8 protein-coding genes are annotated in these 12,347 nt (G+C 65.2%); 4 read left to right on the top strand and 4 right to left on the bottom strand.

Translation table 11 applies throughout. The features are described from left to right. Nucleotides 1–1,723 (top strand): tannase/feruloyl esterase family alpha/beta hydrolase (locus tag H926_RS27235; protein WP_237741027.1); only part of this gene is annotated, 1,723 nt, incomplete at its 5' end. A gap of 104 nt (nt 1,724–1,827) precedes the next feature. After that, nucleotides 1,828–3,090 (top strand): glycoside hydrolase family 6 protein, encoded by a 1,263-nt coding sequence (locus H926_RS0112305; RefSeq protein WP_022676573.1) that lies wholly within the window; start codon nt 1,828–1,830, stop codon nt 3,088–3,090. A gap of 23 nt (nt 3,091–3,113) precedes the next feature. Here H926_RS0112305 and H926_RS0112300 read toward each other — a convergent pair whose 3' ends face one another. Continuing rightward, nucleotides 3,114–4,121 carry a LacI family DNA-binding transcriptional regulator gene (locus tag H926_RS0112300; RefSeq protein WP_022676572.1) on the bottom strand — a complete coding sequence of 336 codons (1,008 nt, stop codon included), beginning with the start codon at nt 4,119–4,121 and terminating at the stop codon, nt 3,114–3,116. Nucleotides 4,122–4,363: 242 nt separating this feature from the next. Between H926_RS0112300 and H926_RS0112295 the strand changes: the two genes are divergently transcribed. Both H926_RS0112295 and H926_RS0112290 read left to right on the top strand, forming a co-directional pair. Further along, complete coding sequence (locus H926_RS0112295) at nt 4,364–6,820, top strand: exo 1,3/1,4-beta-D-glucan glucohydrolase (RefSeq protein WP_231627587.1); 2,457 nt, start codon at nt 4,364–4,366, stop codon at nt 6,818–6,820. Nucleotides 6,821–6,913: 93 nt separating this feature from the next. Then, complete coding sequence (locus tag H926_RS0112290) at nt 6,914–9,556, top strand: TonB-dependent receptor (protein ID WP_022676570.1); 2,643 nt, start codon at nt 6,914–6,916, stop codon at nt 9,554–9,556. Nucleotides 9,557–9,635: 79 nt separating this feature from the next. On the opposite strand, the gene H926_RS27230 is transcribed toward H926_RS0112290, so the two are convergent. The 3 genes from H926_RS27230 to H926_RS34685 form a co-directional block, all read right to left on the bottom strand. Further along, nucleotides 9,636–11,618: an alpha/beta hydrolase domain-containing protein gene (locus tag H926_RS27230; protein ID WP_022676569.1), complete on the bottom strand. Its 1,983-nt coding sequence runs from the start codon at nt 11,616–11,618 to the stop codon at nt 9,636–9,638. After that, nucleotides 11,611–11,919: a hypothetical protein gene (locus H926_RS0112280; protein WP_022676568.1), complete on the bottom strand. Its 309-nt coding sequence runs from the start codon at nt 11,917–11,919 to the stop codon at nt 11,611–11,613. The genes H926_RS27230 and H926_RS0112280 overlap by 8 nt, the downstream gene beginning before the upstream one ends. Beyond that, nucleotides 11,919–12,347 (bottom strand): acyclic terpene utilization AtuA family protein (locus H926_RS34685; RefSeq protein ID WP_237741026.1); only part of this gene is annotated, 429 nt, incomplete at its 5' end. The genes H926_RS34685 and H926_RS0112280, both read right to left, overlap by 1 nt.

Below are 12,347 nucleotides of genomic sequence, written 5' to 3'. Positions count from 1 at the left end.
GCAGGCCCAGTCCACGCAGGCTCCTTCCGCACAAGCCCCTTCCGTACAGGACTGTGCCGCCTTGGCCAAAGCCACGTTTCCCGATGCATCCACCACGCTGTCGCTGGCCGTCTTTCGTGCGGCAACGGCACAGGAGATGCCGGTGGCGGATGGCGCCCGCCCAGCTGCTGCAATCCCGGCAATGCCGGCGCATTGCGAAGTGATTGGCAAACTACAGGAACGCGCGGGTGCCAATGGGCAAATCTATGCGATCAAGTTTCACATGCGCCTGCCCGCCGCGTGGAACGGCCGCTTTGTGTTCCAGGGCGGCGGTGGGTCTGATGGCAACCTGGGCGATGCGACGGGCGGCTTTTCCAGCCAACCGGGCGTGACCGCACTGGCACAGGGCTATGCCGTCGTTTCTTCAGACTCCGGGCATGATAACTCGGTCAACAACGATCCGGCGCGCCAGGGTGTCGTGACGTTCGGCCATGACGCGCTGGCGCGGCACAACTATGGCTTTGGCTACATCGGCCCGGTGGTACAGGCGGGCAAGGCCTTGATCCAGGCCTATTATCGCCGCGCGCCAGCGTTCACCTATTTCGTTGGCGGCTCCAAGGGCGGCCAGGAAGCGATGATGGCGGTGCAGCGTTTCCCGCAGGAATTCGACGCCGCGCTGATCGGGTATCCGGGCTTTCATCTGGCCTATGCGTCCATTGCACAGCTGTGGGATGGACAGGCCTTTGGCGCTGTCGCCAAGGCCATGGGACAATTGGGCAACGATGGCTTGCCACTCGTCAACAAGGCGATGAGCGACCAGGACATTCTCTTGGCGCAGGGCGCGATCCTGAAGGCCTGCGATGCGCTCGACGGGCGCAGCGATGGCATGATCGAGCATTTTACCGCATGCACCACGGCGCGCGTCGTGCCCGAACTGGCCAAGATCACCTGCCCAAGCGACGATCCGGTACGCAAGACTGCCACGTGCCTGCTGCCGATGCAGGTTGCGGCGCTGCGCAAGGTGATGGGTGGGCCGCGCACCCGTGATGGCAAGCCAATCTATTCCGAATGGGCGTGGGATGCCGGCATTGGTGCAGCCACGGCCCATGGCGTGACGCAGGGTTGGCGGATCTGGAAAATGGGGGGTTATGCCTCACCCATCAACAACGGCGCCTTGCTGCGCCTGGGCGCGCCTACCAATTCGGCAGTCTTCCGCTCGCCGCCGCTCGACGTAGCGGCCGATGTCACCTCGCTGACCCGCTATGCGCTGAGCGCAGACATTGACGAGGCCTATCGCGCAGCGCATGTCAAATGGGGTACATTGCACGAAGCGCCGGTGGATTTCATGCACGCTGACGCAACCGATCTTTCGCCGTTCTATCGGCGTGGCGGCAAGATCATCGTGTTCCACGGTGTCAGCGATCCGGTGTTTTCGGTGCTCGATACGATCCGCTGGCTGTCCGCAGTGGACAGGCATGAGCACGGCAACTCTGCACGCTTCATCCGTTTTTACGCGGTTCCGGGCATGAACCACGGGCGCGGTGGCCCGGCAACCGATCGGTTCGATATCTTCTTGTCGCTGGTCGCTTGGCGCGAAAAGGGTATTGCGCCGCAGGCGATCATCGCCACGGCCGGTGAGGACAGCCCGTGGCCAGGGCGCACCCGCCTGCTGTGCCCCTATCCGCAATGGCCGCATGCACGCGCAGGCAACAGCGAAAGCGCGGCTTCGTCAGTCTGCCGGTAACGGCGACGACCGGGGATTTGCTGCGCAACATCGAGCCCAATGTACCTGGCTAAAGTGTGACGGAAAACGTTGTCAGTCGTGCGTTAGGTTTGTATCAATCGGCCATGACCTCGTTTATCGGAGCAGACATGGGTTTCCACTCCAATGCCTCTCTTCGCCGCCGCGCCCAAAGGATCGGCGCGCGGGCGCTGCTTGCTGCCTCGCTTGCCATGGTGCTGGGTGGCAGCACCATGGCGCATGGTTCGAACCAGCCGCTCTACGTCAATCCCGACAGCACCGTTGTGCGGGCGGCCAAGGGGCTGACCGGACAGGCGGAGCAGGACGCGCGCCTGATCGCGCGCTTCCCCACTGGCACGTGGCTGACCAGCGGCACCCCCGAACAGGTGCAGGCAGAGGCGCACAAGCTGGTGGGCGATGCTGCCGCGAAGGGCGCGATTCCGGTGTTGGTGGCTTACAATATTCCGTTCCGGGATTGCGCGCTCTATTCCGCCGGCGGAGCGGCAGACAGCGCGGCTTATGCCGCCTGGGTTCGCGGTCTTGCCGCCGGCATCGGCAGCGGCCGTGCCATCGTCATCCTCGAGCCGGACGGCTTGGGCGTGATCCCTTGGAACACCACGTTGAATGGGCAGCCGGAAAGCTGCCGGCCGGCAGGCATGGATGCCAAGGCAACGGTCGAACGCTATCGCCAGCTGCGCGATGCTGCGGCCGTGCTCTCGGCCTTGCCAGGTGTGCAACTCTACATGGACGGTGGCGGCAGCAGCTGGCTGGCGCCCGGCGAAATTGCCGCACGCCTCCTGATGGCCGACGCAGGCAAGGCGCGGGGGTTCTTCCTCAACGTGTCGAACTATGAGAGCGATACCCGGCTCAAGCGGTACGCCCGCTGGGTCAGCGACTGCATGGCGCTGGTCTCGCAAGGGGGGCTCAGCCCGCGCGAGTGCCCTGGCACGCCGATCACCGGCGCGCGCGATTATCCGGGCGCCTGGGCGGATGTAGACGCCGCCTATGATACCTTGTTCTGGCGCCTGCACCTGAAACGCGATCCGCAGGCGCAAAAGCATGCCGTGCTCGATACCAGCCGCAATGGCCAGGGCGGATGGGTGCCCAAGCCCGGGCACTATCGCGATGCAGAGGTGTGGTGCAACCCGCCCGAACGCGGGCTGGGCCGCCGGCCGACCCTGGCCAGCGACGATCCGTACATCGACGCGTTCCTGTGGATCAAGATTCCCGGTGAATCCGATGGCCAGTGCTATCGTGGCACCGCCGGGCCGGGCGATCCCGAACGGGGCATGGTTGCGCCGGCAGCCGGCGCGTGGTTTGCGCAGCAGGCGCGCGAGCTGATTACGCTGGCGCGCCCCGGCGTGGAATAGGCGCGCCGGGCGTGGAAGTGGGGCTACTCTTGGTGAGCAGGCGGTGGCGCGGTTGAGCCGCGCACCAGCAGCGCATGGGCATGCTCGTGGCGCTGGTCGAGGGTGGGGCCATCTGGCGTGGCATCGAGCCGGGCGATCAGCCGGTCGGCCGCATCCCAGGCCATCGCGCTGACGGGTTGATGCACCGTGGTCAATTGCGGCCAAGCGGTGCGCGACACTTCCGAATCGTCGAATCCGGCGATCGACAGGTCATCGGGCACGGCAAGCCCCAGCGCGCGCGCGGCCGCGAGTGCAGCGGCGGCCATGTCGTCGTTCTGCGCCAGAATCGCAGTCGGTGCCGGATCGCGGCGCAAGAGATCGAGCGCGGCATCGTACCCCACGGCATAAGTGAAATCGCCGGTGACGATCAGGGTCTCGTCCAGGATTTTGCGGTGCTCGGCAAAGGCGCGGCGATACCCGTCCAGGCGGGCGAGGCTGGCGGCGTGCGCCGGGTCACCCAGGATGATCCCCACGCGGCTGTGGCCCATGTCCAGCACGTGTGACGCCACGGCCTGGCCGGCGGCGACTTCATCCATGGTGATGACGATCCCGCGTGCAAGATCCTTTTGCGGGGTGATCCGCGCATAAGGCAACCCTTGGCGGTCAAGCAGGTCGAGCAGTTCGATTTGATCGCAGGCTGGCGGCGCCAAGAGCACGCCGTCCAAGCCCGTGCGCAGCAGCAGTTTGCCCAGTTCCTCTGGCCGTTCCGACGCGTGGTTGAACGGCAGCACCACCAGCCGGTAACGCCCGTTGTGCATCCGATCCAGCGCGCCGTTCTGCAGATCGACGACGTAGCTCGGGCTCGGCCGTTCATAGGTCAGCCCGATCAGGAAGCTACGCCGCGCGATCAGGCTCTGCGCGGTCAGATTCGGATGATAGTCGAGCTTGGCGGCCGCATCCTTGACCAGTTGCCGAACGCGCGCGCTGACATGCGGTTCGTCATTGAGTGCGCGAGAGACCGTTTTGGGCGAAACGCCGGACATCTTGGCCACATCGATGATCGTCGTACGCCTGGAAATGTGGGCCTCCGTGCTGCTGCTGTCCAATCGGTACCTTTGGGAGCGACGGGTTTCTTAGCGGGTCTCTTGACTTCTGTCGATGTCCGCCGGTAAACGTTGTCAGGAAGACGGTAAACGTTGTCAGTTCCGCGCAGCAGGGCCGGTACGACATCAGGAGGGGTTTCATGGGAGTGAGGGGACGCAAGGGCTTGGCGCTGCGGATGGCATCTGTGGCGATGGTTGCGGCACTCGTGCCGGCCGCCCGTGCGCAACAGGCAGGGGTAAGCGACGGCGCTGGCGCGGCGCATCCTGACCTCTGGCCGCAGCGTGAAGGGCGAATCGCGCTCGACATCGCGATGGAAAAGCGGATCGACGCGTTGCTTGCGACCATGTCGCTTGAGCAAAAGGTCGGGCAGATCATCCAGGGCGATATTGCCAGCACCACGCCCGACGACGTGCGTCGCTATCATCTCGGTTCAGTGCTGAACGGCGGTAATTCCGATCCCGGTGGGCGTTACAACGCGCCAGCCAAGGACTGGCTGGCGCTGGCCGATGCGTTCTACGAAGCGTCGATGGCGCCCAGCGGCAATCTGCCGCGCATCCCGATCATGTGGGGCAGTGATGCCGTCCACGGCCACAACAACGTGGTCGGCGCAACGCTTTTCCCGCACAACATTGGTTTGGGCGCCGCGCGCGACCCGGAATTGCTGCGCAGCATCGGCGCCGTCACGGCCAAGGAAATGCGCGTTACCGGGCTCGACTGGACTTTCGCCCCGACGTTGGCGATCGTGCGCGATGATCGCTGGGGCCGCACCTATGAAGGCTTTGGCGAGGCGCCGGAGATCGCCGCCTCCTATGCCGCTCCGCTGATCGAAGGGCTGCAAGGCAAGATCGGTGACAAGGACTGGCTGCGCGGCCCGCACATCATCGCCACAGCCAAGCATTTTCTGGGCGATGGCGGTACCTATGGCGGCAAGGACCAGGGCGACACGCGGATTTCGGAAGCCGGCCTGATCAATACCTTCAGTGCGCCGTACATTCCCGCGCTTAATGCCGGGGTGCAGTCGGTCATGGTGAGCTTTTCCAGCTGGAACGGCACCAAGATGCACGGCAATCAGTCGCTGCTGACCGGGGTGATGAAGCAGCGCTGGGGCTTTGACGGCTTTCTGGTGGGCGATTGGAACGGCCACGCCCAGGTGAGCGGCTGCACCGCCACCGATTGCGTCCAGGCCGCCAAGGCCGGCCTCGACATGTATATGGCGCCCGATAGCTGGAAAGCGCTGTGGCAAAGCACGCTGGCCCATGCGCGCGATGGGTCACTGCCCATGGCACGGCTCGACGATGCCGTGCGGCGCATCCTGCGCGTCAAGCTGCGTGCTGGCCTGTTCGAGGCGGGCAAGCCGTCGAGCCGGCCCTTTGGCGGCCAGTTCGACCTGTTGGGCAGCGCAGAGCATCGCGCCGTAGCCCGCCAGGCCGTGCGGGAATCGCTGGTGCTGCTCAAGAATGCCGGGCAGTTGCTGCCGCTCAAGCCCATGTCCAACGTGCTGGTGGCTGGCAACGGCGCCGACAACCTGACCAAGCAGACCGGCGGCTGGACCTTGAGCTGGCAGGGCACCGGAACCAAGCCGGCCGATTTCCCGCATGCCCAATCGATCTGGTCCGGCATCGCCGAACAGGTAAAGGCGGCGGGCGGTTCGGCCACGCTTTCGGCCGATGGCAGCTTTACCAAAAAGCCTGATGTGGCGATCGTGGTCTTTGGCGAAGATCCCTATGCCGAATTCCAGGGCGATCGCCCCGATGTCGGTTTTGACGATGCACGCAGCCTGGCCCTGCTGCGCCGCCTCAAGGGCGCCGGCGTTCCGACCGTGGCGGTGTTCCTGTCGGGCCGGGCGATGTGGGTAAATCCGTTCCTCAATGCCGCCGATGCCTTTGTCGCGGCATGGCTGCCGGGTTCCGAAGGCGGCGGCATTGCCGACGTATTGTTCGGCAAGGCCGATTTTCGCGGCACCTTGCCCTATAGCTGGCCGCGTTCGAGCGATCAGACCGCCGTCAACGTGGGGGACAAGGATTACAATCCGCTGTTCCCCTATGGCTTTGGCCTGAAATATGGTCAGCCCGGCGATCTGGCACCGTTGCCCGAGGCGCGCGCCACGGTCGCGGCGGCTGATCCCGGCGTGCTGTATACCGCCGGGCGGCCGGGGGCGGGGCGCCAGTTGCTGCTGGGAGCGCCCGGTGCGCTGTCTACCAATCCTGGCCCGGAATTGATCGACGCGCGCCCCGCCGATCACCATGCGCAAGAGGATTCAGTGCGACTGCACTGGACCGGTGCTGGCCCCGCCATGGCGGCGATTGCCGGAGATACGCCGGTCAATCTGACGCGCGAGAGCAATGGCGGTCTCGCTGTCGAGCTGGAATTCCGCATCGATGCGGCACCCACGGCCGATGTGAGCCTGCTGATGCAATGCAGCGGTGAAAAGTGCGGCGGCGGCTTCCCGGTCGGCAGCGTGTTCAAAGCGGTGCAGGCTGGCCAGTGGTCGCGCCTCGCCATTCCGCTGCACTGCTTTGAAAAGGCCGGCGTGGACATGAGCAAGGTGACCGTACCGATCGCGCTGTCCACCAGTGGCGCGATGACCGTCACGCTATCGTCAGCGCGGATCGTATCGCCGGTCGGGCCGGTGCTGACCTGCAACTGACCGCGCCGCGCCAGGGAGCGGCGCGGCACCGGTCCAAGACCCATGAACCAATCGACATTTCATTCAATCGCCATCCAGTCAGGAGAGGAATACATGAACAGGGGAATCTGGAAGCGCAGCATGGTGCTGGCGCTGCTTTCGACTTGCGCGGCAGCGCCGGCCCTGGCGCAGGAAGCGCCCGCTGATCAGTCGGCCGCCAAGCCGGCAGCGGCTGCGCAGCCCAAGGATGGTCCGGGCGACATCATCGTCACCGCCAACCGCCGCGAACAGAACCTGCAGGATGTTTCCGGCGTGGTCCAGGCGCTGGGCTCGGACCAGCTGCGCAAGGACGGCATTGTCGAACTGCGCCAGTTGCAGCAGGCCGTACCGGGGCTGAGCATTGCCAACCAAGAAGGCAATGTCGAAATCTTCATCCGCGGCGTCGGCTCGGCCAACAACACCGAACTGGGCGATCCCGGCGCTGCGCCGCACCTCAACGGCACCTACATTCCGCGCCCGCGCGGCCTGGGCCTGATGTTCTATGACCTTGAACGGGTGGAAGTGAACAAGGGGCCGCAGGGCACGCTTTATGGCCGCAATGCGCTGGCCGGTACGCTCAACATCATTACCGCCAAGCCGAAGTTTGACAGCTATTCCGGCTATATCCAGGCCGAATTCGGCAACCGCAATTCCTATGCCGCCGAAGGCGCGGTCAATATTCCGATTGCGTCGAACTTCGCGATCCGCGCGGCAGGCTATTACGTCAACCGCGACTATGGTTTCCGCAATGTCTCGACCGGCGCACCAGCGATCGGTCTCAAGCCCGCTGGTCTGGAAGAGAACTATGCCGGCCGCCTGTCGATGCTGTGGGAGCCGACCAGCCGCCTGACCATTTCGGTCATCGGCGATTATGGCAAGGAAACCGGCACCGGCTATCCGGGCGCCAACATCTACAGCGCGGTTGAAGCCACTGGCCTGACGGCCAGCGACCTGGACCTGCGCCGCGTGGTCTATCGCGGGCTCCAGGGCAAGATGACCAACGAGCTGTGGGGCGTTCAGGGCAAGATTGCCTATGATTTCGACAAGGTGGGCATGGAACTGACCGGCAGCTACCGCTCGGTCGATTTCAACCAGGTCAACGCGTCGAGCGATGGCATCGATTACCCCGGCCGCAACCTGGCGACCGAGCAGTACGACAATTTCTCGGGCAACTTCTGGCAAACCAAGTCGCAGAGCGAAGTCTTCGAACTGCGCGTCTTTGCCAAGAAGGGCCAGCGCTTCCGCTGGAACCTGGGCGCGTTCTATTTCAACGAAGACCAGCAGGTTGGCTATCTCGCGCTCGCCGATCGCGGCTATTGCTGCTATTCGGGCACCGAATTCACGATGCCTGACGTGCGCGGCAAGAGCCATGCGTTCTATGCCGATGGCACCTATGACGTGGCTGATCGCCTGCGCGTTCTGGGCGGCATCCGCTACACCGAGGAAAGCAAGTCGCGCTATGGCATCGGCGGCAACTGGGCGTTGACGCTGGGCGGCGCCAACTATGCCTGCTGTCTCGCCACGCGCCTTGGCACCGAAGGCTTTGTGCCAGCCTTGCTCAGCCGCCCGAATTTCGACGTGTCCAAGATCAACACCCCGCAGGGCATGGCGCAGTTCCTGATCCAGGGTATCGCCTCGCCCGGTGCGCGCGACACGCTGATCAACCAGATCGGCGCCATTGCCAATGGCACCAATCCGGCCGGCAACTGCTTTACCCGGCCTGATATCGACAACGGCTTTGTCACCTGCCCGACCAACACCAACGGCGGTTTCAGCTATGCCAATCTGACCATCCCCGGCCAGCAGGTGGGCAGCGCTGCATTCAAGTATGCGGATTGGCGCCTTGGTTTCGAGTATGACCTGAGCACCGGCCACATGGTCTATGGCAAGGTTTCAACCGGCCACAAGGCGGGCGGTTTCAACGACAGCTTCAACGGTTCGACCGTGCCGGAAACCTATCGTCCGGAAAAGCTGATCGTGTACGAAGTTGGCAGCCGCAACACGTTTGACGTGATGGGCCGCCGCGCGGTGTTCAACCTCACCGGCTTCTATTACGACTACAAGGACCAGGTCTTCCAGGACCTGACCTGCATCAACCTCGACACCACGCAGACGCCGAACGTGTGCAACGGCTATTCGCTGGTCAACCGCAACATCGGCGCCTCGCGCCTGTTCGGCGCTGAAGCCGAATTTCGCGTGGCGCTGCCCTACCACTTCTCGGTCGACGTGAATGCGGCTTACCTCGATACCCGCATCACCAATGGCGAAGTCGCGGACGTGCGCGCGCTGGATAACAGCGCGGGTGGCAAGTCGCCGCTGATCAGCCTGGTTGGCAACCAGCTGCCGCTGGCCTCAAAGGTCAACGTCAGCGCGCATATCGCGCAGTGGATCGATGTGGGCCGTGGCCGCTTCGATTGGCAGGTTCTGGCCAACTATCGCTCGGCCTATTACCTGACGCAGTTCAACAACAAGGACGTCGTGTTCCTGAACGGCACGCGCCAGACCGCGCTCCAGGCCGGCTTCCCGGACCGTCAGCCCGGCTTTGTCACGCTGAACCTGGGCGCAGGTTACCAGGTCAACAACGTGCGGATCGAGGCATGGGCCAGCAACCTGCTCAACGTCCAGGCGTCGCAAAAGGAACTGGCGGGCTCCGCGCTCAACATTCGCTTCCTCAACGACGCCCGCACCTATGGCGCGCGTCTGCGCCTGACGTTCTGATCGGGTTCTGAGCGCAGCAAGAGGCCCGGCTTGCCACACGGCAGGCCGGGCCTTTTTGCGGGCGGAATTGTGCCAGCGTTTATCGCGAGGCTGACGACAGGACCGGGCTGGCTTCCGCTTCTGCGACAAGGCGCGCGGCATCGTCGGGCAGCAGCCAGCCTTGCCGCACGCGCTGCGCCGCAACGGACCGGACCGCCGCGACAAAGCCGGCGTGGCTGCCATAGCGTTCTTCCAGCGACGGGCGTGGATCGCCCTTGGCGAGGCGTTCCACCTTGGTGGCGGCAAAGGGAATGAACCCACCGGCAAAGCCGCAGGGTCCGCCCGCGCCATATCCCTTGGCCAGCACGTTCCAGCCCAGATAGGTGCCCAGTGGCACGAGATGCTGCACCGAAGGGACGCCGCCGCCGGTTTCGTTGCCATCGCGGTCCACGCGCGGCACTAGCGAGGGGATGGTGCGGCGGATCGCCGGGGGCTGCTGTGTGATAACGCCAGACAGATCGGGATAGTCGAACCCGGGGCCGTAATCGTAATCGAGCAGATCGTTCATCTTGCCGTCCGGCACCGGCGCGCCGGGGATGGCTGGCCAGTGCATGGCGGCGGCATGGGGCGGGACAAGATCGCCATGGGCCAGCGTGGGATACTGGCTGGGCGGCGGCGCGCGGCCGGTGCTGACCCATGCCACCAGCCGCTTCATCAGCGCGCGCATCGTCGGCAGCGATGGATTGGGATTGTTGGGCAATGCGCAGACCGGCGCGCCGGGCCAGGGCTTGTCACCATCGAGCGAGATGCCGCCGGTGTAGGAACCGCCATGGGTCACGCCAGGGAAGTAATATCGCCGCACGTTGGCCGGGATCGGCACATCGGCGCGGGCATCCGTGCCGACCAGCGCCGGGGATAGTCGCAGGCCCCAAAGTTCGGTGGAACCGAATGTTTCCATGATCTTGGGGCAGGTCTGCGTTGCCGTGCAGCGATCGAGCAGGCTGTGCGTGCCCCGGCCGCGCACCCGATCGGCATAGCGGCTCCACCACAAGGTGCCTTCGCTGCCCGGTTCGAACAGCGTGGCGGCCCCGCCCGGCACGGCAAAGCGCAGGTTGAGCGGCACCTGGCGGGCGGCGATATTGGGATTGGCGCCATCAAATACGCGATGGCCCGCTTCATCCTGGTTGAAGCCCAGGTTGATGAAGCTCTTGACGAAATTGCCCGATTGCGAGGTGCCGCTGACCACGCTCCAGTGCACCTGGCCGGAAAGGGGATTGGGCGTGCCATGGTCGTCGACCGTCGCATGGCGCAGGAAGCTGACCAGATCGCGCGTGGCGGCAAAGCCAATGCCCAGCACCAGCGGATCGCGCGCCTGATAGACCAGCGTATAGGCCAGCGCCGGGTCAAAGCCGCCTTTGAGGCAGATGCGCGCGGGATCGGGCGTGCCGGGAAACGGCGTGGTGCGGCAATCGCCAAAGGCCCATTGGCTGGTAGCAATCGGCTCCAGCGGCGCAGCGTCGCTGGCCTGGCGATAGAGCCTGGCGTGCGCGGGATCGAGATCGACCGGAAGCGGGCGTGGCACGGGGCGGCCGATCCCGCCGGTCAGGCCCCAGGTGCTACCGGAAAGATCGGTCACGCGGGCCAGCGCCGGCCCGGTCAGGCCCTTGGCCACGGGCACGGTGGCGGTTTGAAGGCCGGGTGCGGGCGCCAGGTCACCCTGCCAGCCGCTGATCACGCGGATGTGGCCATCTTCATCGGGGGCCACTTTGCCATTGCCCCGGTTGGGCACGTCGTAGAACAGCACGCCGCTGCCGCGCGCCAGGGGGCGGGCGATGGCAAACGTGGCGCTATAGCCGATGCGGCCGTTGGCCTGGCGCGGGGCTTGGGCAATGTCGGTGATGATCGCATCGCGCGTTGGCGAAAGATCACCATCGAATGTCCCGGTGATGATCTCGTAGGGGCGCTCGCCCGGCTTGGTGGGGGCGGGGGTGCGCGTCTCAATATGGATGGCGGTAACCCGCGCCTGCGCGCTGGTGGCCAGGGCGAGCAGGGCAGCTCCGCCCAGCAAGCAGATCTTACGCATCGGCGATCTCCATATCCAGCAGTTGCGCGCCCAGCGTCTTGCCATGGGCATCGAGGGCGAGGGAGCGGGTGACGCCGCCCGAAAGCACCCCATGCAGCACGAAATTCACGGCCTGAAGGTTGGGCAGCACGAACCGTTCGATCCGGCGCGGGCGCAGCGCGGCGAGATGGGCGGCCACCCGCTCAGTCGTCAGCGCGCGCTCCAACTGGCTGAACTGCGCCGGGCCGCGGGCAAACACGCAGATCTGCGAGGTATCACCCTTGTCGCCCGTGCGGGCGTGGGCCAGATCACGAAGTCGCATCAACTCACTCCATGAACGATGGAGGGCGCAACCGCGCCGCGCGGAACGAGGACGGAGGCAACCGCGACCACTTCGCGCAGGGTGGTGGTCACGCCCCCACCACCCGACGGGCCATTGAGATAGAGCGCCTCGACCTCCGCACCAATTTCGGCGGCCGTGGCGCGATCGGCGCAGCGGGCGGCAACGCGCGCGCGCACTTCGGCCGGTTCGGGCGCGCGGCCGGTGGCATTGACGGCATTCACGCCGATCAGGTCATAGCGGATATCATCCACCGCCAGGCGCTGCATCGCCACCCGCTCGGCCACGATATCGAGCGCCAGCTGGCCGCGCGCCACGGCGCCGGGCCCGGCGTAGCTGATCTGCCCTTCGCCAATGAAGCCGTCACGATAACCGACCGATACCTTGAGGCTTTCGGGGCGGGGGGGGCC

It is taken from the genome of Novosphingobium sp. B-7, assembly GCF_000410615.1.
GTDB lineage: Bacteria > Pseudomonadota > Alphaproteobacteria > Sphingomonadales > Sphingomonadaceae > Novosphingobium > Novosphingobium capsulatum.
The sequence above is the reverse complement of the archived record's forward strand: the minus strand, read 5'-3'. Positions and strand labels throughout refer to the sequence as shown.